Here is a 21,220-nt window from a genome sequence, read left to right on the forward strand (position 1 = left end):
AAGCTAGCCGTAGGTTGCTCAAAACACTGTTTTGAGGTTGTAGATGAAACTGACGAAGTCAGCTCAAAACACTGTTTTGAGGTTGCAGATAGAACTGACGAAGTCAGTAACATATACCTACGGCAAGGCGAAGCTGACGTGGTTTGAAGAGATTTTCGAAGAGTATGACCAGCTTGCGAGCTGGTCTTTGTGCTCTTTTCACAGTCTCATCAACCAGTTAATCGATTGTTCTATTTTTTACCCCCAAAACCTTGGAAAAGGCTTTCTTTTGTGATATACTTCACATATAAAAACAAGAGAGCTCGTCACACTCGACTCTGTTGACAAAAAATCAATCCAGTCCTGTTTCTCCTGCTCTCAGTTAATATCAAGGAGGATAGCTATGAAAGCTGTTGTTGTAAATCCAGTAAGCACTGGTGTTGCTGTTGAAGAAAAAGTACTCCGTCCACTTGAAACTGGGGAAGCACTTGTAGAAATTGAATACTGTGGTGTTTGCCACACTGACCTCCACGTTGCCCATGGTGACTTTGGTCAAGTACCAGGCCGTGTTCTAGGACATGAAGGTGTTGGTATCGTTAAAGAAATTGCCCCAGATGTAAAAAGCCTTAAAGTCGGCGACCGCGTCAGCGTTGCTTGGTTCTTTGAAGGATGTGGCACTTGCGAATACTGTACTACTGGCCGTGAAACCCTTTGCCGTACAGTGAAAAATGCCGGCTACTCAGTAGATGGTAGTATGGCTGAACAATGTATCGTAACTGCAGACTATGCTGTTAAAGTTCCTGACGGACTTGATCCAGCCCAAGCTTCATCTATCACATGTGCTGGTGTAACAACCTATAAAGCTATAAAAGAAGCAAAAGTTGAACCAGGTCAATGGGTTGTTCTTTACGGCGCTGGTGGTCTTGGTAACCTAGCTGTTCAATATGCTAAAAAAGTATTCAATGCTCATGTCATCGCAGTTGATATCAATAACGACAAACTTGCCCTTGCAAAAGAAGTAGGAGCTGACATTGTTATTAACGGCCTCGAAGTTGAAGATGTACCTGGACTCATCAAGGAAAAAACTGATGGCGGAGCTCATTCAGCTGTCGTAACTGCTGTGTCTAAAGTTGCCTTCAACCAGGCTGTTGACTCAGTTCGTGCTGGTGGTCGCGTAGTCGCTGTTGGTCTTCCTTCTGAAATGATGGAACTTAGCATCGTCAAAACCGTTCTAGATGGAATCCAAGTCATCGGTTCTCTCGTTGGAACTCGTAAAGACTTGGAAGAAGCCTTCCAATTCGGTGCAGAAGGTTTAGTAGTTCCAGTTGTTCAAAAACGTCCAATAGAAGATGCTGTAGCCATTTTCGACGAAATGGAAAAAGGTCAAATTCAAGGACGTATGGTACTCGACTTCACCCACTAATCTAATAAAAACCTATTTTAAAAGTTGGAATACGCTTCCAACTTTTTTATATTAAATTTTTAAATAAGGATTCAAAAAAACTTCTCTAAAACTCAATATATCAATATTTTCAGATGTAATCTTTTTAATTATTTTATGATAAATAGTTGATTTTTAGATGAAAACGGTTTATACTTAAAAAGTCTTAAAGTTTTCTTAAAAGAAAACTGAAACAACAAAAAGGAGGAATGACAATAATGAGTATCGGAATCATTATTGCGAGCCACGGCGAATTTGCTGCGGGTATTCATCAGTCAGGATCTATGATCTTTGGTGAACAAGAAAAGGTTCAAGTTGTAACCTTTATGCCAAATGAAGGTCCTGATGATCTATACGCTAAGTTTAATAACGCTGTTGCTGCATTTGACGCAGAGGATGAGGTTCTAGTTTTGGCTGACCTTTGGAGTGGATCTCCATTTAACCAAGCTAGTCGCGTGATGGGAGAAAATCCTGAGCGTAAGTTTGCCATCATCACAGGACTTAACTTACCGATGTTAATTCAAGCCTACACAGAGCGCCTCATGGACGCTGCTGCAGGTGTAGATAAAGTCGCTGCGAATATCATTAAAGAAGCCAAAGATGGCATCAAAGCTCTTCCAGAAGAGCTAAACCCAGTTGAGGAAGTAGCAAGCGCTGCAGCTGCTCCAGTTGCCCAAGCTGCTATCCCAGAAGGAACTGTCATCGGAGACGGTAAACTCAAAATCAACCTTGCCCGTCTAGACACTCGTTTACTTCACGGTCAGGTTGCAACTGCTTGGACTCCAGATTCAAAAGCAGACCGTATCATCGTTGCTTCAGATAACGTAGCTAAAGACGAATTACGTAAAGAATTGATTAAACAAGCAGCTCCAGGTAAAGTGAAAGCAAACGTTGTTCCTATCCAAAAACTAATCGACGTTGCAAAAGATCCTCGCTTCGGAGAAACACATGCCCTTATCTTGTTTGAAACACCTCAAGATGCCCTTCGTGCTATCGAAGGTGGCGTGCCAATCAAAACTCTTAATGTTGGATCAATGGCTCACTCAACTGGTAAAACAATGGTTAACAACGTTTTGTCTATGGATAAAGAAGACGTTGCTACATTTGAAAAAATGCGTGACCTTGGTGTTGAATTTGATGTACGTAAAGTACCAAACGACACGAAAAAAGATTTGTTTGACTTGATCAACAAAGCAAACGTGCAATAATCGATTTTATGAAAGGATTTTAAAGATGTCTATTATTTCTATGGTTTTAGTAGTCGTTGTAGCCTTCCTAGCAGGTCTTGAAGGTATCCTCGACCAGTTCCAATTCCATCAACCAATCGTAGCTTGTACCCTTATCGGTCTTGTTACTGGTAACCTTGAAGCAGGGATTATCCTTGGTGGTTCTCTTCAAATGATCGCCCTTGGTTGGGCTAACATCGGAGCTGCCGTAGCTCCTGACGCTGCTCTTGCTTCTGTTGCTGCTGCCATTATCATGGTTCTTGGTGGCGACTTTACTAAGACAGGTATCGGTGTTGCCCAAGCGGTTGCTATCCCTCTTGCAGTTGCTGGTCTATTCTTGACTATGATTGTCCGTACACTCTCTGTCGGATTGGTTCACACTGCTGATGCTTCTGCTAAAAAAGGTGACTTCAAAGCAGTTGAACGTGCTCACTTTGTCGCACTTCTTCTTCAAGGTCTTCGTATTGCAGTCCCTGCAGCACTCCTTCTAATGGTACCAACTGAAACAGTACAAAGCATTCTAAATGCTATGCCTGATTGGCTCAAAGATGGTATGGCTATCGGTGGTGGTATGGTCGTTGCCGTTGGTTACGCTATGGTTATCAACATGATGGCAACTCGTGAAGTATGGCCATTCTTCGCTATCGGTTTCGTGCTTGCTGCCGTGTCAGATATTACTCTAATCGGATTTGGTGCTATCGGTGTTGCTATCGCTCTTATCTACCTTCACCTTTCTAAAACTGGTGGAAATGGTGGCGGAGGAGCCGCAACTTCTAACGACCCAATCGGCGATATCCTAGAAGACTACTAAGATAAGAAAGGACTGAAAACATCATGACTGAAAAACTTCAATTAACTAAATCAGATCGTAAAAAAGTTTGGTGGCGTTCAACTTTCTTACAAGGTTCTTGGAACTATGAACGTATGCAAAACTTGGGTTGGGCTTACTCATTAATTCCAGCTCTTAAAAAACTCTACACTAAAAAAGAAGATCAAATCGCTGCTCTTGAACGCCATCTTGAGTTCTTCAACACTCACCCATACGTAGCCGCTCCAATCATGGGGGTTACTCTTGCACTTGAAGAAGAACGTGCTAACGGTGTTGAAATTGATGATGCTGCTATCCAAGGGGTTAAAATCGGTATGATGGGACCTCTTGCTGGTATCGGTGACCCAGTATTCTGGTTTACAGTACGCCCAATCCTTGGATCACTCGGTGCTTCACTTGCCCTTACTGGTAATATCTTAGGTCCAATCCTCTTCTTCGTTCTTTGGAACTTGATTCGTATGTCATTCTTGTGGTATACACAAGAGATTGGATACAAGGCTGGATCAGAAATCACTAAAGATATGTCTGGCGGTATCCTCCAAGACATCACTAAAGGTGCTTCTATCCTTGGTATGTTCATTCTTGCTGTCCTTGTTCAACGTTGGGTAAATATTAAATTTGCTTTCGATGTTGCCAAAGTTCAACTAGATGAAAAAGCTTATATCCAGTGGGATAAATTGCCAGAAGGATCTAAAGGTATCCAAGAAGCATTCGCACAAGTAGGACAAGGATTATCTCAAACATCTGAAAAAGTTACTACTTTCCAACAAAACTTGGATATGTTGATTCCTGGACTATCAGGACTACTCCTTACTTTCCTTTGCATGTACTTGCTTAAGAAAAAAGTATCTCCAATCACTATTATCCTTGCACTCTTCGCAGTGGGTATTGTGGCACATGTTCTTCACATCATGTAATCAAGCAACTTAAAAGGAATCAGGTTCTAAAATCTGATTCCTTTTTTCTATACTTTTATTCGGCCAAGGCACCCATTGGATCCCATGGTGCGAGTACAATTGGTTCTGCTTCATAGGCAGCTTGTTCTTCTGCTGTCAGCAATTCCTTACGGACAACGATTTGGTAAGTGTATTCGTCCATCCAAGCGTCTGAGGCAACAAAGTAACCATCTGTACCGACCTTGTCTCCCCATGAGTTTTCAACCTTCCACTTGGTTGACTTGCCATTTTCGTCCAAATCAACACCTGTCAAGACCATAGCGTGGGTCATTAAGCTTTCACTATAGTCCAAACGTCCAGCCTTATCTTGAGTGAGTTTAATATCCATGCTTGATTCAAAGTCATAAACATCTGTCGCAAGGATTCCAGCTTTACGGTTGCTGAGCTGACCGACATCTGAACCAAACCAAACAGTCTCACCTGCTTGCATTTGGGCAATCGCCAATTCTTTCAAGCGCTCCATCGGAACGTTGATGTAGCGAACCGCACGGCTACCAACCACATTTCCTAACATCTCAACTGTGTAAGATTGGCCGTAAGGCTTATCAGCAGTTGGAGCATTGATAACAGAAACATAATCTTCTAGAGGAAGATTGACATATTTCTTGTAAAACTCTTGTGGTGTAATGCCCTTTTCACTTTGGTAGTTGTTATCCTTATCGCGATAAGCAAAGTCAAATGTACGTGGTGGAAGACCCAATGACATAGCAAGGAAGTTAAAAATTTCTTGCAAGAGGTCTTCTTTCTTAGCTTGAACAGTCGCTTGATCAGCACCTGAAGCTAATAGATCACGTAAAATTTGAGCATCTTGACGAAGCAATTTGTTGAGAATGGCATTTAGCTCACGGCTGCTGCTAGATGAAACAGACTCAGGGTAAACTGACTTAGGTACGACACCGTATTTCTCAAAAAGGGCAACGACCATATCCCATTGACCACCATCTTGTTGAGGTGTTTGAAGTAGGAATTTAACCTTACGGCTAGTTAGGTCTTGGTCTGCAGTCGCAATCACTTGCTCTAAGAACCAGTTTGATTTTTCATACTTATCCCAGAAAAATGTGTGGGCCTGTGATAACTCAAAATTTTCTAGTTTGTATTGAGAAATGAGTTTGTGGCGGAAGGTGTTGAGAGCCGCAAACATCCAGCAACGACCAGACGCTTTCTGGTTAGTAACCTTGTCCTTGGTCAAATCCAATGAAAAAACAGGGGTGTTGTCTACATGGCTTTGGCGACGTTCTAGAGCTGCAAAAATTCCATTGTGACTAGCAGCATTTTCAATCGCTTGGTATTTTACATTTGCTTCATAATTGGCAAATAGTTTATCAGTAAATGATTCTTGAATCGCGTTCATAGATTCCTCCTTTTATTCTACAGTCTATTATAACTCTTTTTACAAAGGAAGCAACTGAAAAACATAAAAGGCAAGGACATTCTCCCTCACCTTTTCGAATATAAATCCAATTAAGCAATACTTGCAAGGAGAATCTCTAATTCTTTCTTGGTCAAGCGACGCCATTCTCCTCGTTGCAAGCTTTCATCTAAAATCAGAGTTCCCATAGTCAAACGTTGCAAGTCTACTACTTCCTTGCCGCAGTAGGCCACCATACGCTTGATCTGATGAAACTTCCCTTCTGCAATGGTCACACGGATTTGGCTCTGATTCTTTTCTGTATCTGTGGAAAGAATCTCCAGTCTAGCGGGTTGACAGGTAAAGTCTTTGAGCGGAATGCCCTTGGCAAATATCTCCACATCTTCTTGGGCCATAATTCCCTTGACCTGAGCCAAATAGGTCTTGTCCACATGATGCTTGGGTGAAAGAAGAGCATGGGCAAGCTTGCCGTCATTGGTCAAGAGCAAAAGACCATGCGTGTCAATATCCAAGCGCCCTACTGGGAAAACTTCCTTGCTCCGAGCCAAGTCATCCAACAAGTCCAACACCGTTCTGTGTTTAGGATCTTCAGTCGCTGAAATAACCCCTTGGGGCTTGTTCATCATGTAGTAGACAAACTCTTCATACTCCAACACTTGCCCATCAAAGCGAATCTCATCTATTTTTTCATCAATCTGCAATTTAGCCGATTTTTCTTTTTTACCATTTACAGTCACACGCCCAGCCTTGAGCAAGTTTTTGACCTCAGTCCGGCTCCCCACAGCGCAGGCAACTAAAAATTTATCTAATCTCATAGAACTATTATATCATATCAAAAGGAGGCTGTCTCAATGACCAACCTCCTTTTCGTTTCAGATTTAAGAAATTAACTTCCTCGTCTCCAGAAAATCGCTAAGACAATCATGGAACCTATTACTGCCGGAATAATGGCAGTTCCTGCTATTATCGGTCCCCAAGTCCCAAAAAGCAAGTGGCCTATAAAGGCACCAATCCAGCCGAGAAACATTTTCCCAAAACATCCCATTCGCTCTCCACGATTGGTTAGAGTACCTGCTAAAAATCCCACTAGGAGACCGACGAACATACTTCCTAACATATTATCTCCTTAATTTGCCCAATCTCCGTTACGAAAGAGTGGTACACGTGTCCCATCCTCACGGATACCATCGATATCCATTTGGTTAGAACCAATCATAAAGTCTACGTGAACATCTGAACGGTTAAGTCCCGCAGCTTCAAGCTCTTCTTCACTCATCTCTGCACCACCAACGACGCTAGTCGCATAGGCTGCACCGATAGCCAAGTGGTTTGAAGCATTCTCATCGAAAAGGGTGTTAAAGAAGGTAATGCCTGACTGAGAAATTGGGCTTGGATCTGGTACCAAGGCACATTCACCCAAGGCACGCGCACCCGCATTTTCAAAGACAAGATCTTTCATAACCTGATCACCCTTCTCAGCAGTGATATCTACGATTTGTCCATCCTTAAAGGTCACCTTAATGCCTTCGATGATATTTCCGTTATAGCTAAGTGGTTTTGTAGAGGTTACATAACCATCTGCACGACGGAAGTCAGGCGCTGTGAAGATTTCCTCAGTCGGCATATTTGGCAAGAATCCTTCTCCTTGCGCATTGATAGCACCAGCTGATTCCCAAACGTGGTTCTTCGGCAAACCAAGGGTCAAATCGGTCCCTGGCGCTGTGTAGTGAAGGGCTGAAAATTGCTCTTTATTAAGCATATCGGCCTTGCTCTTGAGGATAGCTGCATGCTCTTCCCAAGCCTTAACAGGATCTGCTTCGTAGACACGGCAAGTTTTGAAAATTTGGTTCCAAAGGAGATCGACTGCTTCTTCATCGCTCGCAGCATTTGGAAAGACTTTCTTAGCCCACTCAAGTCCAGCAGCGGCTGCTACAGTCCAGCTAACCTTGTTGGATTGAGTTGCGATACGCATTGGCTTCATGGCAAGTCCCATAGCTTTGGCAGAAGCTGATAGCTTGTCAGCATCCACTCCGTTCAAGGCACCTGGATCAGATGAACGAACCCCAAGACGGCTAGCTTTGTTCTCTAAAAGATAGTTCATCTCAGCAATCTTGTATTCTGGCACATTGTCCAAACGCTCCATCGGCGCATGGAGGAATTTCTCACGGTTAATGACATCATCTGTCCACTGAACGATAACCTCATGCGCACCCAAGGCATAAGCTTCTTTGACAATTAAGTGAGCCAACTCACGTTGCTCCACATCGATAGAGAGAGCCAAAGTGTGACCAGGTTGCACATTGATTCCGTTCGCAACCAACAATTTCGCATATTTTTCTAGATTTTCTTTAAAATTTGGTAAAACCATTCTATTCTTCCTTTTCTTTTTGTTTATTTTTCTTTCAAAGCAGAAAATAATCCTGCTAAAGCAATGGCACCAGACAAGAGTGCTGTTGATAGAAGAATTGTTTGATCAGCAAGTTCTAATTGATATTCAAATACCTTCTCAGCCGGCTTATCTTCCGCAAAAATTCTTAGTTTCATGAGAACCCCCTTAAAATTTATTAAAATAAATCACTATGACTTCCTGTCCTAAGCAAGTTTATAATCAATTCTTCCTTGTCTACTTTATAAACCAAAAGCCAATCTGGCTGGATATGGCACTCACGAACTCCTTGAAAATGCTTGGATGCCGTCAATTGATGATCACGATATCTAGCAGGAAGTTCTTTTTCTTGAACAAGAAAATTTAAAACTTCTTCTAATAATTCTGCCTTCAAACCACGCTTCATAGCCAACTTAAAATCTTTTTTAAACTGTTTATGATAACGAATCTTAAGCACGCAAATCCTCCATCAAGTCAGAGACTGATTCAAAGGATTGGCTCATATTACGATTTTGGTCTAAATCCGTTAATACCTCAAGCAACTTCCGACTCTCGTCTAGTCTAACATCGAAAGGTAAACCCTGATATTGAATAGCTTGACGAAGGAAAATATTGATGGCAGTCGTCATATCCATCCCCAGATTATTAAACACCTGTTGGGCCTGCTCCTTAACCTCACTATCCAGACGGATGCTCATACTCGTCTTTGACATACTCTCACCCTCTTTCTATAGACTATTTTAACAAAAAAGAAAGCCAATGTAAATCTATTGGATATACATTAGCCTCTTTGGATAGATGATTAAACAATTTTTTTAAAACAACTCATCAAACAAACTGAGCTGGTTATCCTCTGGCATATTGCCGAGAATCCCCATTTCATCCATCTTTTCAACCAAGGTTGATGAGAGCCCACCACGCTTGCGTAGTTCTGTTTTAGAGAGGAATTCTCCCTCTTCACGCGCTCGCACCAACTGCTTAGCAACGTTCTCTCCTAGACCATCCATTGCTACAAATGGCGGAATGAGGGTATCCCCATCGATAAGGAACTCTGTCGCCTGACTACGATAGAGATCGAGTTTCCCAAACTTGAAACCACGTTCCCACATTTCATTGACAATCTCAAGAGTTGTATAAAGATCAATTTCCACATTAGAGGCTTCATTGTTCTTCCGTTTTTCAGAGATTTCTTCCATTCTGCGCTTGATGGCATCCAAGCCCGCACCCATAGTCTTGATATCAAAAGCCTTAGCACGTATTGAGAAGTAAGCACAGTAATAATAAATGGGATGGTGAACCTTGAAGTAGGCCACACGCAAGGCCATCATAACGTAGGCTGCCGCATGGGCTTTAGGGAACATATACTTAATTTTCCCACAGGATTCGATATACCACTCTGGCACCTTATTAGCCTTCATGGCTTCGATATAGCCATTTCTCTCCTCTTCGGAAATCTTGAGCCACAAGCCCTTACGTACCCGTTCCATGATGGTAAAGGCCATCTTAGGTTCGAGACCAGCATGCATGAGGTAAACCATGATGTCGTCCCGACAACCGATAACAGTCGATAGATCTGCTATTCCTTGCTTAATCAGATCTTGAGCATTGCCCAGCCAAACGTCAGTACCGTGGGACAGTCCAGACAGCTGAAGCAATTCCGCAAAAGTCGTCGGATGGGTTTCATCGACCATCCCACGTACAAAGTTGGTTCCAAATTCTGGAATCCCCAGCATACCTGTCGGAGTTCCGATTTGTTCAGGAGTTACACCTAGTACATCCGTCCCAGAAAAGAGAGCCATCACGCCTTCGTCATCCATAGGGATTTCATTAGGGTCAATACCAGACAAGTCCTGAAGTTTTCGAATCATAGTCGGATCATCATGTCCCAGTACATCGAGTTTGAGGACGTTCTCATCGATATCGTGGAAGTTAAAGTGAGTCGTCTGCCATTCAGCCGTCACATCATCTGCTGGATACTGGACAGGCGTAAAGTCGTAGACATCCATGTAGTTAGGAATAACAACGATTCCCCCTGGGTGTTGTCCTGTCGTTCGTTTGACACCAGCTGCACCTTGAGCAAGACGTTCCACCTCTGCATCGCGATAAAACTTGCCATAATCTCGCTCATAGCCCTTGACAAATCCATAAGCGGTCTTGGCAGCCACCGTACCAACCGTTCCTGCACGGAAGGCATATTCCTCACCAAAGATATCACGCACATCCAAGTGGGCGCTAGGCTGGTCTTCTCCCGAGAAGTTCAAGTCAATATCAGGAACCTTGTCTCCATCAAAACCAAGGAAGGTCTCGAACGGAATATCCTGGCCATTTTTACTGAGTTTGTGACCACATTTTGGACAGTCCTTATTGGGCATATCAAATCCTGAACCATACGAACCATCGGTAATAAATTCGCTGTACTGACACTGACCACAGACATAGTGAGGAGAGAGAGGATTGACCTCTGTAATCCCAATCATAGTCGCAACGAAACTAGATCCTACAGACCCACGAGAACCAACCAAGTAACCCCGTTCATTGGAACGTTGCACCAACATCTGGGAAGCTAGATAAATCACAGCAAATCCATTCCCCAGTATAGATGTTAATTCTTTTTCAATCCGCAAATCGACAATATCTGGCAGTGGATTTCCATAAATCTCAAAAGCTTTCTTGTAGGTCAATTCAGCGACCGTTTCTTCAGCCTTGTCGATGAAGGGCGTGTACAAGTCCCCCTTAACAACCTCAACAGGTTCAAAGATATCTGCCAAGGCATTGGTGTTTTCAATAACCAATTTACGAGCTAATTCCTCTCCCAAGAAGGCAAATTCATCCAACATCTCATTAGTCGTTCTAAAATGAGCCTTTGGAAGTGGTGCTGGTTGGGCATGTTCTCCATGACCGATAGTTCGGTTAATCATAGCCCCCTGTCCCAAACTACGGACGATAATTTCACGATAAATCTCTTCTTCCGGTTCGATATAGTGGACATTTCCCGTAGCAAGAACAGGCTTGCCAAGGCGGTCTCCAACCTCTATCAAACTCTTGATAATGGTCTGGAGTTCCTCCATATCCTTGACCTGCTCCTTGGCAATCAAGGGAGCATAGATAGCTGGTGGCATGACCTCAATAAAGTCGTAATACTTGGCCACCTCAACCGCTGCATCCACACCTTGGGAAACGACTGCATCAAAAACTTCACCTTCTGCACAGGCTGACCCTAAAATCAAACCTTCCCGATGAGCATCTAGAACTGTTCTCGGAATCCGTGGCACCCCTTCAAAGTACTTGGTATTGGACAAAGAAACCAGTTTAAAGATATTTTTTAGACCTACCTGATTCTTGACATAAATGGTCGCATGTTTAATCCGAGCTTTTTTATAAGAATCTGGACTAATCAAATCAATATTAAGTCTAACTAGATCGGTCACACCATGTTTTTCTGCTACCTCTTTGATAAAGATGAAGAGCAGACGACCAGTAGCTTCCGCATCGTAGTTGGCCATGTGGTGATGTTCTAAGGCCACACCAAAACGCTTGGTCAAAGGTCCCAAACCATGACGCTTATACTCAGGATAGAGGTTTCTAGCAAACTCTAACGTATCGATAACTGGCTGACTAATCCTTGGAAGACCATGACGCTCATAGTTGGCATTCATAAATCCAACGTCAAAGGTAGCATTGTGGGCAACTAAGACCGTATTCTTGCAGAATTCTTGGAATTCTTGCAAAACTTGTTTCAGTGGTTTGGCATTTTTGACATGGTCATCTGTAATTCCAGTCAACTCAGTAGTAAAAGCTGACAAGGAATGTCCAGGATTGATAAATTCATCAAATTCAGCAATAACATTCCCCTTGTACATCTTAGAGGCCGCAACCTGAATCAAATCATTATAGATAGCTGAAAGCCCCGTCGTTTCCACGTCAAAGACCACGTAGGTCGCTTCCGACAAGTCCATCTCCACTTCGTTGTAGACGATAGGGACACGGTCCTCCACGATATTGGCTTCCATACCATAGATCAGCTGGATTCCCGCTTTCTTAGCCGCCTTATAGCCATGTGGGAAGGACTGAACATTTCCATGGTCTGTGATGGCAACCGCCTTGTGTCCCCACTTAGCAGCTGTCGCAACGATTTCTTCTACCTCTGGTAGTGCATCCATGGTCGACATATTAGTATGAGCATGAAACTCAACCCGTCGTTCTCCTTCTGGCATCAAATCCTTCCGCTCATAGTGAACAACTTCCTGCACGTCTTGCACGTTCATAGTCAAATCGCGTGTGAAGTTATTCATCTCCACATTCCCACGAACTCGGAGCCAAGAATTCTTCTTGATAAGGTCAAATTTCTGGGCCTCTTCCTCATTCTTAAACCACTTTTGCATAGAAAAACTTGAAGTATAGTCGGTCATTTTAAAGTTGATCAAAACGCGCCCTGTTCTGGTCACTTTTTGCTCCACATCAAAAACAACCCCTTCAAAGACCAAACGATTTTCCTCCGTCGTCACTTCGATCATAGGAGTAATCTCTGCCTTATCTAGCTTGGGTTTAGCTGCAGCTTTTTTAGCTTGAAAATCAAAGGCTGGTTTCTCTTCAGCTGGAGGTGGTGCCATCTGTTCTAGTTGTTCCATAGCACGGAGCGCTTCCTCATTGGCCGCTTGAACAATCTGCTCATTTTCAGCATGAAAGGCCTCTTCCTGCTCTTGAGTCAGCACATCATTTTTCTCTACTTGACAGTTGAAAGTTGGAAAGCCAAACTTTTCAAGTTGTTTGGCTAAATTAGGAAGATGATTCTTCTTAAAATGTTCCTTATCAATCGCCTCAGAGCCTTCAATAAAGAGTTGATTGCCCTCAGTACGAACTTGCAGATTCTGGTAAAGGGACTTAAAACCTTGGCTAGCACATGGCCCCTCAGAGAAAGCCTCCTTATAGTAGGACTGCAAGAGTTGATTTGAAAATTCTTGAGACCGAGCCTTAATTTCGAAAACAGCTTTATTGCCTGTCTTAGAAAATTCTTCGCTCAAACCTTTCTTTAATTCTAAAAAGATTTCAATCGGTAAAATATTAGAAAATACGAAATGAAACTCCCATACCTTACTAATTTTATGAACCACAACTCGCTCAATATCAGCCTGTGATAAAACAGGATCCTGTCTCATTTCAGCAGATATCCCCAGTTGATTCATTAAAATTTCAAAACTGTTTGACATTCATTTTCCTCACATTATTCTCCTACTATTTTACCATATTTAGAGGTATTTTCTAAAGACAAAAGGAAGCCACTAAGTGACTTCCTTCTAAAGTGAGGACAGATTAGTCTTCACCTTTGTTTTTCTTAATGATTTCTTCTTGTACTGACTTAGGTACATCTTCGTAGTGGTCAAATACCATCATGAATGTACCACGTCCTTGAGATGCAGAACGAAGAACTGTTGCGTAACCGAACATTTCAGCAAGTGGAACGTAAGCACGAACGATTTGGCTGTTACCGTGAGCTTCCATACCATCTACACGTCCACGACGAGCAGTTACGTGACCCATAACATCACCAAGGTTTTCTTCTGGAACAGTGATTGTTACAAGCATCATTGGCTCAAGGATAGCTGGTTGTGCTGATTTAGCAGCTTCTTTAAGGGCAAGTGAAGCCGCGATCTTGAAGGCAGTTTCAGATGAGTCGACATCGTGGTATGAACCATCGTAAAGCTTAGCTTTAACGTCAACCATTGGGTAACCTGCAAGAACACCGTTAGCCATAGATTCTACCAAACCTTTTTCAACCGCTGGGATAAATTCACGAGGAACCACACCACCGACGATTGCGTTTTCGAATTCGAATCCTTTACCTTCTTCATTTGGAGTAAATTCAATCCATACATCACCGAATTGACCTTTACCACCAGACTGACGTTTGAAGAATCCACGTGCTTGAGTAGAAGCGCGGAATGTTTCACGGTAAGATACTTGAGGAGCACCTACGTTCGCTTCAACTTTGAACTCACGACGCATACGGTCAACAAGGACGTCAAGGTGAAGCTCACCCATACCAGAGATAACTGTTTCACCAGTTTCAACGTTTGTTTCAACGCGGAATGTTGGATCTTCTTCAGCCAATTTTTGAAGAGCGATACCCATCTTGTCTTGGTCAGCTTTAGATTTTGGCTCAACCATCAATTGGATAACTGGTTCTGGAACGTTGATTGACTCAAGAATGATTTTAGCTTTTTCATCTGTCAATGAGTCACCAGTTGTAGTATCTTTCAAACCAACGGCAGCAGCGATATCACCTGAGTAAACAGTATCGATTTCTTGACGGCTGTTAGCGTGCATTTGAAGGATACGTCCGATACGTTCACGTTTACCTTTAGAAGTGTTCAATACGTATGAACCTGATTGAAGAACACCTGAGTAAACACGGAAGAATGTCAAACGACCTACAAATGGGTCAGTCATGATCTTGAAGGCAAGAGCTGCAAATGGCTCTTCGTCAGATGCTGGACGAGTTTCTTCTTCGTCTGTATCTGGGTTAACACCTTTGATCGCTGGAATGTCAAGTGGGCTTGGAAGGTAGTCAATAACCGCATCAAGCATCAATTGAACACCTTTATTCTTGAAGGCTGAACCACACAATACTGGGAAGAATTCAACGTTGATAGTCGCTTTACGGATACCAGCTTTCAATTCTTCGTTAGTGATTTCTTCACCTTCGAGGTATTTCATCATCAATTCTTCGTCAGTTTCAGCAACTGCTTCAATCAATTTTTCACGGTATTCTTGAGCTTGGTCAAGGTATTCAGCTGGGATGTCTTCTTCAAGGATATCTGTACCAAGATCGTTCGTATAGATTTCAGCTTTCATCTTGATCAAGTCGATGATACCACGGAAGTCATCTTCAGAACCGATTGGCAATTGGATTGGGTGTGCGTTTGCTTGAAGACGATCGTGAAGTGTGCTTACAGAGTAAAGGAAGTCAGCACCGATTTTGTCCATTTTGTTGGCAAATACGATACGTGGAACTCCATACTCAGTTGCTTGACGCCAAACTGTTTCAGTTTGAGGCTCAACACCTGATTGTGAGTCAAGAACGGTAACCGCACCATCCAATACACGAAGAGAACGTTGTACTTCGATTGTGAAGTCCACGTGTCCTGGTGTGTCGATGATGTTTACGCGGTGGTTGTTCCATTGAGCTGTTGTCGCAGCAGATGTGATAGTGATACCACGTTCTTGCTCTTGCTCCATCCAGTCCATTTGTGACGCACCTTCGTGAGTTTCACCGATTTTGTGGATTTTACCAGTGTAGTAAAGAATACGCTCAGTAGTTGTTGTTTTACCAGCATCGACGTGAGCCATGATACCGATATTACGAGTTTTTTCAAGTGAAAATTCGCGTGCCATGAGGTTTGTTTCTCCTATTTATTTTTGATTTCTATTCTATTATAACATGATTTTAATAAAAACGGATAGGCAGGACCTACCCGTTCTCAATGTTTTCATGCTATTGTTGGTTTCAACTTACGAGATGGTAAGTTGAGTTATAGCTAATACTAATCGATTTAGCTAATTTGAACCCGGGCTAAAAGCTCGGAAAATAGATAAGCTCTCCTAGAATCTTTGATTCTTCGTCAAGCTTCCTAATTTTCAGTCGCTTTTTTAACGCCCTTAGTATCTTAATCTTACCAACGGAAGTGTGCGAATGCACGGTTAGCTTCAGCCATACGGTGAGTGTCTTCACGTTTCTTAACAGCTGCACCAGTGTTGTTAGCAGCATCCAAGATTTCTTTTGCAAGACGGTCTTGCATTGTGTGTTCACCACGAAGACGAGCGATTGTTACCAACCAACGAAGTCCAAGTGTTGTACGACGTTCTGGACGAACTTCAACTGGGACTTGGTAGTTAGAACCACCAACACGACGTGCACGTACTTCAAGTACAGGCATGATGTTTTCCATAGCTGTTTCAAATACTTCAAGTGCATCGTTTCCAGTAGCTTCTTTGATTTGCTCAAAGGCACCGTAAACGATTGAAGCAGCTGTACCACGTTTACCATCAAGCATAACGCGGTTGATAAGACGAGTAACTAGTTGTGAATTGTAAAGCGGATCTGGCAATACGTCACGTTTTGGAGCTCTATTTTTACGACTCATTTCTCTTTATCCCCTTTCCTTATGCTTTTGGACGTTTAGTACCGTATTTAGAACGGCCTTGTTTACGATCGTTAACACCTGCAGTATCAAGTGCACCACGGACGATATGGTAACGTACCCCTGGAAGGTCTTTTACACGTCCACCACGAAGAAGCACCACGCTGTGCTCTTGCAAGTTGTGTCCGATACCTGGGATGTAGGCAGTAACTTCGATAAGGTTGCTCAAACGTACACGAGCGAATTTACGAAGGGCTGAGTTAGGTTTTTTAGGTGTCATTGTTCCAACACGAGTTGCAACACCACGTTTTTGTGGTGAAGAAACGTTTGTTTGAACTTTTTTATGACTGTTGTAACCAACGTTCAAAGCTGGTGATTTAGATTTTTCTACTTTTGATTTACGCGGTTTGCGAACCAATTGGTTAATTGTAGGCATCTACATTCTCCTGTGTTTTTTTATTTTTGGTGATGATACACTTGGTGACAGCTATCATCTGTGTGTACTTTTGCAACATTTGTCAGCACGTCCCTGTACACTCTTGAGAGACCAAAAGTAAAAAGTACCGTCTATTATTGTAACAAAATTTTCTATTGGTTGTCAAGATATTTTTCTTTTTTATTGTTAATTTTAGCTCTTTTGTAGTGCCTCCTAAAAAAAGAAAAAGGAGGAAACCAAGCCCTCCTTAAGTTACAAAATTGTTTGATTGAATAATTTCAATTTTAGTACATAATGGTTTTCGAGATATGATAGTATCACAACCAACCAGATTCTTTCGCGATATTAGCTGCCTCTGTTCGATTACCAGCATCTAATTTAGAAAGAATATTGGTGACATAGTTTCGGACTGTTCCGTTGGATAGATAGAGTTTGTCTGCAATTTCTTGGTTAGAGAAGCCCTGAGCAATTCCCTTTAAAACAGCAATCTCTTGTTCTGTCAACGGATTGGGATGCGTCATCACCACTTCCATCAATTCAGGCGAATACTCCTTGCGTCCCTCTAGGACGGTGTGCAAGGTTTGCATGAGGTCTGCAATGTTTCTTTCTTTTAATACATAAGCATCTACTCCAGCCTTGACCGCACGTTCAAAATACCCAGGACGCTTGAAGGTAGTCACCACAACCACCTTTATTTCTAGATTTCCTGCTCGTATCCACTCCAAGACTTCAAGACCTGTCTTAACAGGCATTTCTACGTCAAGGATGGCAATATCTACAGACTCCTTTTCTAATAGTTGGATTGCTTCTTGCCCATTCTTGGCTTGAAAGACAGACTCTACATCTGGTTGAAGTGTGAGCAACTGGCACATGGCATCTCGCAACATACTTTGATCTTCTGCAACAAGTAGTTTCATCTTAGTTTCTCTCCTTATAAGGTAGTCGAACCTGAACTTCTGTCGGTTGTTTCCAACTAATTACCTTTACTTCTCCTGAAAATGGAAGAACACGATCTCGAACTGTATGGAGGTCATCCCCCTTTATAGAAGTAAAGCCACAGCCATCATCTCTAACTGTTAGAATGAGTTCTTTCTCTGTCCGTTCTAATTTCAAGTAGACTTTAGACGCTTTAGCATGTTTGATGATATTGGTCACTAATTCAAGCAAAATCATGGAAGCCGTTGACTCCAATTCCTGAGTTAAGCTAGCTGTATCTAGTTGATTAGCTATTTCCACCTCAATTCCAGCAATTTCTAACATCTTTTTCACAGTCTCTAGTTCGGATGTCAAAGTTCTAGACTTAAGATTTTCCACAATGGTTCGCACTTCACGCATCGATTCTTTGCTAATTTGCTGTATTTCTCTTAATTCCTTTTCCACCTGTGGATAAGCCTGTATTTGAAATAACTGCAAGGCTAGATCAGTTTTAACACTAATCATAGCAAAGGTATGCCCCAGACTATCATGCAAATCTTGACCGATACGACTGCGTTCATTTTCAGCAAGCAATAGATTTATCTGCGCATTTTGCTTAGCCTGAGCTTCTTTCAAATCCTCCACAATACGAATCCGAACCAAGCCAAAAGTCATTAAATCGATAAAAGTGATAATTCCAAGCAGATAGACTAGAAACTCAACTTCAACTTCCTGAAAAATCAAAAGTTGCCCCACAACAAGGAATTGAGCAAGGAGAAAAGTCCGGACATGTAAAGAATTAAAACTACGTACGCCGAAATGATAAATTAAGAGATTGGCAAGGAAAAAGAAGAACCAGATATAATTTACACCAACAAAGGCAGTATTCCCAGCTACATAGGCTAGCATAATCACCCAACAGAGCCAGGATAAACGCTGACTCTTGGTGGTTAAAACACCTAAGTAAGCCAAGACAAACAGAATGTCAATCAACAAATGCCAGCTAGGAAGCTCCCCAGTCACTACAGGAACGATGGGAAAAACCATAAAAATCAAACTGGCCCAATACATATAGTCTATGCTTTTCAGTCTTTCAAGCATTAAGCATTCTCCTTATGACCTTGAAGGTAAATGATCAAACCAAACAAAACTGCTGAAAAAACAAGTAGATAACCTGTGGCTGATAGATTGATGCCACCCTCATTTAAGAAAGTCTTGAGCAACTCCATCAACTGATAAGTTGGTAGGCACTTCCCGATTGCTTGCATCCAGTCTGGAAATAAAGAGATGGGCATCCAGAGTCCGCCTAAAACAGCCAAGCCTAGATAGAGAAGATTGCCCACGACAGACATCAGCTGACTAGAAGGCAAGAGTGTCAAGGTCAATCCAAGCGCTACAAAAGCTACACTTCCTACTATCAACAAGAACGCCACCCCAATCCAGCTTCCTAGAGGCATATCCACACCTCTGACCAAGTGCCCAACTGAGAAAACAACCAGGATTGAGACCAAATAATCAACCATCATACTTGTTATCTTTGATAGATAATATTCTACCATATTTACAGGGGTATGACGTAATGTTTTCTGCCAGTTGTTGATTTTATCGGTATGTAAAACAGCTGGGAATGAAAACATAGCTGTCGACATCATGGAAAAAGCCGTCATGGAGATGAGGTAGTCGCGCATAAAATTAGCCGGTCCACCTGGTGTGTCCTGGTACATGCCTGAAAAGAATAGATAGAATGCTGTCGGCATCCCTACGGATAATAGATAATAAACTAATTGTCGTTTGGTCAATAGAAATTCTATCTTGTTTAGTGCGGTCCATCGTTTCATCTTAGTCATCTCCCTTTTGTGTTTCTTCAAAGATTGTATCCAGTAAGCTACGATTATTGACTTCAATTTCTTGTATGCTACATCCTGCTTGAACTAACAGTTCCCAGAAAGCATTTGCCTCTCGTGTGACTACTTGCAGAGCATCTTGTTTTTGAGTCCATTTTTCAATCAAGTTAGACTGCTCAACGACTTCCTTGTAAGCTAGAGGAAGGATAAAATGCTTTTCAATTCCCTCACTACGCATAGCTAGAGGCGTCGTATCACGAATCAACTCTCCCTTATTCAAGACCAAAATCCGGTCAGCTGTATGCTCTACCTCTTCGATGTAATGAGACGAATAGAGAATCGTGACTCCTTGCGCTTTTAGGTCCCGAACAATTTCCCAAAAGCGTTGACGAGTTGAAGTATCCATGGCAGCAGTTGGTTCATCTAAAAAGACAAGCTTTGGTCGCCCAATCAAGGTCAAGACAAAAGAGAAGAGACGCTTTTGCCCGCCTGACAATTTTTCTGCAAATTGCTCTTTCTGCTGTTGGTCAAACTGCAATAGTTGATCGATTTCCTGCTCGCTCAAGGGATTTGGATAGATACGTTGAAAGAAAGCAATCAACTCTTTAACCTTTAGTTTTTGAACAATTACATTTTCTTGAGGGAGATAGGATCTCGTATAGTCTAACTTAGAGCTCGTCACTGGCAAACCTTGGATAGATACTTGCCCACTGGCGACCAATTTATCTCCAAGCAGACAGTCCAAGAGTGTGGTCTTCCCAGCACCATTGGGCCCAATCAAGGCGACGCATTCACCTTCAGCTACCTCAAAGGAAATATCCTTCAAAATAGCCTTGCCCTTGATATTTTTATGTAAGCCTTGAACCTTAATCATGTTCATGATATTCTCCTTTCAGCAACTCCTTTCCCATCGGAAAGGCGATTAAAATCATAAATCCTAGACCCCAGGCACCGCGAATGGCTTGGTGCAGGAAGGCTTGATCAAACCAACCTGTAAACATTTCTACCAACCATACCACTAGTGATAGTCCAATAAAAAGATAGAGAAACGCTTTTTTCATTTTTCAAACTCCTTTTTCACATCTGAGACTAATTTCAAACCTTCTCGGATAAGCCAGGACATCATTCCAAATCCTGCAAATAGCTCCCAAGGAAAATGATAGAAATCTTCATCCAATCCTGAGAACATGAGATAAGTCATGACTCCTGCTGCTACTAGACTCACTGCGACAATCATTTTATTTTTCATCTCTTCTTCCTCCATTTCATACTTCAATTATAGCCCTTTGAAGTTAGCGGAGCTAGATGCTTCTGTCACTAGAAAATATGACAAATGTCATAAAAGATTCTGTTCAAAACAAGCAAGATACACTATGCAATAAAAGATAAGTAGAAAAATCTAAGGCAGCTTCCTCAAAAGAAATATCAAACACAATTCACACTATAATGTAAACTAATACTTATCTAAACTCGTAATAACAGCAATTTTTATAACATTGAAACATATATTATAGGTTCAGCAAAAACTCTTCTATTGCTTTATTAAGAATTAATAAGAGTTATAAAATCTATTAAATTTCAATGTGTATACCTAAAATACTGAAATTCAAAAAAGAGAGAACCAAACTGATTCTCTCTTAATGTATATAATATCTAGTTTAAAAAAGATACACTCACGCATCTCTGTAATGAATCGGGAAG

21 protein-coding genes are annotated in these 21,220 nt (G+C 42.0%); 4 read left to right on the forward strand and 17 right to left on the reverse strand.

Annotated features, from left to right (window positions below; genetic code table 11):
* Nucleotides 1-382: 382 nt before the first annotated feature.
* The 4 genes from adhP to HMPREF1048_RS08165 all read left to right on the forward strand — a co-directional run bounded on the left by adhP (nt 383) and on the right by HMPREF1048_RS08165 (nt 4,392).
* Nucleotides 383-1,402 (forward strand): alcohol dehydrogenase AdhP, encoded by a 1,020-nt coding sequence (gene adhP / locus HMPREF1048_RS08150; RefSeq protein ID WP_000649190.1) that lies wholly within the window; start codon nt 383-385, stop codon nt 1,400-1,402.
* Between the two features lie 236 nt (nt 1,403-1,638).
* Nucleotides 1,639-2,628, forward strand: a complete 990-nt coding sequence (locus HMPREF1048_RS08155; protein WP_000021966.1) for a PTS sugar transporter subunit IIB — start codon at nt 1,639-1,641, stop codon at nt 2,626-2,628.
* 25 nt (nt 2,629-2,653) lie between these two features.
* On the forward strand, nt 2,654-3,457 hold the full coding sequence (locus HMPREF1048_RS08160; RefSeq protein WP_000022716.1) for a PTS mannose/fructose/sorbose transporter subunit IIC: 804 nt from the start codon (nt 2,654-2,656) through the stop codon (nt 3,455-3,457).
* Nucleotides 3,458-3,480: 23 nt separating this feature from the next.
* Nucleotides 3,481-4,392, forward strand: a complete 912-nt coding sequence (locus HMPREF1048_RS08165; protein ID WP_000136866.1) for a PTS system mannose/fructose/sorbose family transporter subunit IID — start codon at nt 3,481-3,483, stop codon at nt 4,390-4,392.
* 55 nt (nt 4,393-4,447) lie between these two features.
* Here HMPREF1048_RS08165 and pepC read toward each other — a convergent pair whose 3' ends face one another.
* The 17 genes from pepC to HMPREF1048_RS08250 all read right to left on the reverse strand — a co-directional run bounded on the left by pepC (nt 4,448) and on the right by HMPREF1048_RS08250 (nt 20,783).
* Complete coding sequence (gene pepC / locus HMPREF1048_RS08170) at nt 4,448-5,782, reverse strand: aminopeptidase C (RefSeq protein WP_000991649.1); 1,335 nt, start codon at nt 5,780-5,782, stop codon at nt 4,448-4,450.
* 110 nt (nt 5,783-5,892) lie between these two features.
* Entirely contained in the window at nt 5,893-6,615 is a 723-nt protein-coding gene (locus tag HMPREF1048_RS08180) for a pseudouridine synthase (protein WP_001234905.1), read from the reverse strand.
* Between the two features lie 71 nt (nt 6,616-6,686).
* Nucleotides 6,687-6,917, reverse strand: a complete 231-nt coding sequence (locus tag HMPREF1048_RS08185) for a GlsB/YeaQ/YmgE family stress response membrane protein (protein ID WP_000901571.1) — start codon at nt 6,915-6,917, stop codon at nt 6,687-6,689.
* A 9-nt stretch (nt 6,918-6,926) separates the two neighbouring features.
* Complete coding sequence (locus HMPREF1048_RS08190; RefSeq protein ID WP_000243943.1) at nt 6,927-8,168, reverse strand: aminopeptidase; 1,242 nt, start codon at nt 8,166-8,168, stop codon at nt 6,927-6,929.
* Between the two features lie 23 nt (nt 8,169-8,191).
* The gene (locus HMPREF1048_RS08195; RefSeq protein ID WP_000776626.1) at nt 8,192-8,344 is read right to left on the reverse strand and encodes a hypothetical protein; all 153 of its coding nucleotides are present in this window, start codon (nt 8,342-8,344) and stop codon (nt 8,192-8,194) included.
* Nucleotides 8,345-8,364: 20 nt separating this feature from the next.
* Nucleotides 8,365-8,643, reverse strand: coding sequence for a type II toxin-antitoxin system YafQ family toxin (locus HMPREF1048_RS08200; protein ID WP_000913057.1), 279 nt, complete (start codon nt 8,641-8,643; stop codon nt 8,365-8,367).
* Nucleotides 8,636-8,899, reverse strand: coding sequence for a type II toxin-antitoxin system RelB/DinJ family antitoxin (locus HMPREF1048_RS08205; protein WP_000047861.1), 264 nt, complete (start codon nt 8,897-8,899; stop codon nt 8,636-8,638). The genes HMPREF1048_RS08200 and HMPREF1048_RS08205 overlap by 8 nt, the downstream gene beginning before the upstream one ends.
* Nucleotides 8,900-9,001: 102 nt before the next feature.
* Nucleotides 9,002-13,393 (reverse strand): PolC-type DNA polymerase III, encoded by a 4,392-nt coding sequence (locus tag HMPREF1048_RS08210; RefSeq protein WP_000071370.1) that lies wholly within the window; start codon nt 13,391-13,393, stop codon nt 9,002-9,004.
* A 103-nt stretch (nt 13,394-13,496) separates the two neighbouring features.
* Nucleotides 13,497-15,578, reverse strand: a complete 2,082-nt coding sequence (gene fusA / locus HMPREF1048_RS08215) for an elongation factor G (protein ID WP_000090350.1) — start codon at nt 15,576-15,578, stop codon at nt 13,497-13,499.
* Between the two features lie 278 nt (nt 15,579-15,856).
* Nucleotides 15,857-16,327 (reverse strand): 30S ribosomal protein S7, encoded by a 471-nt coding sequence (gene rpsG, locus HMPREF1048_RS08220; RefSeq protein WP_000087873.1) that lies wholly within the window; start codon nt 16,325-16,327, stop codon nt 15,857-15,859.
* Nucleotides 16,328-16,346: 19 nt separating this feature from the next.
* On the reverse strand, nt 16,347-16,760 hold the full coding sequence (gene rpsL / locus HMPREF1048_RS08225; RefSeq protein WP_001142332.1) for a 30S ribosomal protein S12: 414 nt from the start codon (nt 16,758-16,760) through the stop codon (nt 16,347-16,349).
* A 317-nt stretch (nt 16,761-17,077) separates the two neighbouring features.
* Nucleotides 17,078-17,677, reverse strand: a complete 600-nt coding sequence (locus HMPREF1048_RS08230; protein ID WP_000772074.1) for a response regulator transcription factor — start codon at nt 17,675-17,677, stop codon at nt 17,078-17,080.
* 1 nt (nt 17,678) lies between these two features.
* Nucleotides 17,679-18,776, reverse strand: a complete 1,098-nt coding sequence (locus HMPREF1048_RS08235) for a sensor histidine kinase (protein ID WP_000893514.1) — start codon at nt 18,774-18,776, stop codon at nt 17,679-17,681.
* The gene (locus HMPREF1048_RS0102430) at nt 18,776-19,513 is read right to left on the reverse strand and encodes an ABC transporter permease (protein ID WP_025171931.1); all 738 of its coding nucleotides are present in this window, start codon (nt 19,511-19,513) and stop codon (nt 18,776-18,778) included. The genes HMPREF1048_RS08235 and HMPREF1048_RS0102430 overlap by 1 nt, the downstream gene beginning before the upstream one ends.
* Before the next feature lies 1 nt (nt 19,514).
* On the reverse strand, nt 19,515-20,399 hold the full coding sequence (locus HMPREF1048_RS08240) for an ABC transporter ATP-binding protein (protein ID WP_001055985.1): 885 nt from the start codon (nt 20,397-20,399) through the stop codon (nt 19,515-19,517).
* Complete coding sequence (locus tag HMPREF1048_RS08245) at nt 20,386-20,580, reverse strand: hypothetical protein (RefSeq protein WP_000708868.1); 195 nt, start codon at nt 20,578-20,580, stop codon at nt 20,386-20,388. Before HMPREF1048_RS08245 ends, HMPREF1048_RS08240 begins: the two co-directional genes overlap by 14 nt.
* Complete coding sequence (locus tag HMPREF1048_RS08250; RefSeq protein ID WP_000390697.1) at nt 20,577-20,783, reverse strand: hypothetical protein; 207 nt, start codon at nt 20,781-20,783, stop codon at nt 20,577-20,579. Before HMPREF1048_RS08250 ends, HMPREF1048_RS08245 begins: the two co-directional genes overlap by 4 nt.
* Between the last annotated feature and the right edge of the window lie 437 nt (nt 20,784-21,220).

This window comes from Streptococcus mitis SK575 (genome assembly GCF_000257865.1).
Lineage (GTDB): Bacteria > Bacillota > Bacilli > Lactobacillales > Streptococcaceae > Streptococcus > Streptococcus mitis_CQ.

Coding starts and splice junctions, on each gene's coding strand:
- adhP (WP_000649190.1), top strand. CDS start 383: ATGAAAGCTGTTGTTGTAAATCCAGTAAGCACTGGTGTTGCTGTTGAA.
- HMPREF1048_RS08155 (WP_000021966.1), top strand. CDS start 1,639: ATGAGTATCGGAATCATTATTGCGAGCCACGGCGAATTTGCTGCGGGT.
- HMPREF1048_RS08160 (WP_000022716.1), top strand. CDS start 2,654: ATGTCTATTATTTCTATGGTTTTAGTAGTCGTTGTAGCCTTCCTAGCA.
- HMPREF1048_RS08165 (WP_000136866.1), top strand. CDS start 3,481: ATGACTGAAAAACTTCAATTAACTAAATCAGATCGTAAAAAAGTTTGG.
- pepC (WP_000991649.1), bottom strand. CDS start 5,782: ATGAACGCGATTCAAGAATCATTTACTGATAAACTATTTGCCAATTAT.
- HMPREF1048_RS08180 (WP_001234905.1), bottom strand. CDS start 6,615: ATGAGATTAGATAAATTTTTAGTTGCCTGCGCTGTGGGGAGCCGGACT.
- HMPREF1048_RS08185 (WP_000901571.1), bottom strand. CDS start 6,917: ATGTTAGGAAGTATGTTCGTCGGTCTCCTAGTGGGATTTTTAGCAGGT.
- HMPREF1048_RS08190 (WP_000243943.1), bottom strand. CDS start 8,168: ATGGTTTTACCAAATTTTAAAGAAAATCTAGAAAAATATGCGAAATTG.
- HMPREF1048_RS08195 (WP_000776626.1), bottom strand. CDS start 8,344: ATGAAACTAAGAATTTTTGCGGAAGATAAGCCGGCTGAGAAGGTATTT.
- HMPREF1048_RS08205 (WP_000047861.1), bottom strand. CDS start 8,899: ATGTCAAAGACGAGTATGAGCATCCGTCTGGATAGTGAGGTTAAGGAG.
- HMPREF1048_RS08210 (WP_000071370.1), bottom strand. CDS start 13,393: ATGTCAAACAGTTTTGAAATTTTAATGAATCAACTGGGGATATCTGCT.
- fusA (WP_000090350.1), bottom strand. CDS start 15,578: ATGGCACGCGAATTTTCACTTGAAAAAACTCGTAATATCGGTATCATG.
- rpsG (WP_000087873.1), bottom strand. CDS start 16,327: ATGAGTCGTAAAAATAGAGCTCCAAAACGTGACGTATTGCCAGATCCG.
- rpsL (WP_001142332.1), bottom strand. CDS start 16,760: ATGCCTACAATTAACCAATTGGTTCGCAAACCGCGTAAATCAAAAGTA.
- HMPREF1048_RS08230 (WP_000772074.1), bottom strand. CDS start 17,677: ATGAAACTACTTGTTGCAGAAGATCAAAGTATGTTGCGAGATGCCATG.
- HMPREF1048_RS08235 (WP_000893514.1), bottom strand. CDS start 18,776: ATGCTTGAAAGACTGAAAAGCATAGACTATATGTATTGGGCCAGTTTG.
- HMPREF1048_RS0102430 (WP_025171931.1), bottom strand. CDS start 19,513: ATGAAACGATGGACCGCACTAAACAAGATAGAATTTCTATTGACCAAA.
- HMPREF1048_RS08240 (WP_001055985.1), bottom strand. CDS start 20,399: ATGAACATGATTAAGGTTCAAGGCTTACATAAAAATATCAAGGGCAAG.
- HMPREF1048_RS08245 (WP_000708868.1), bottom strand. CDS start 20,580: ATGAAAAAAGCGTTTCTCTATCTTTTTATTGGACTATCACTAGTGGTA.
- HMPREF1048_RS08250 (WP_000390697.1), bottom strand. CDS start 20,783: ATGGAGGAAGAAGAGATGAAAAATAAAATGATTGTCGCAGTGAGTCTA.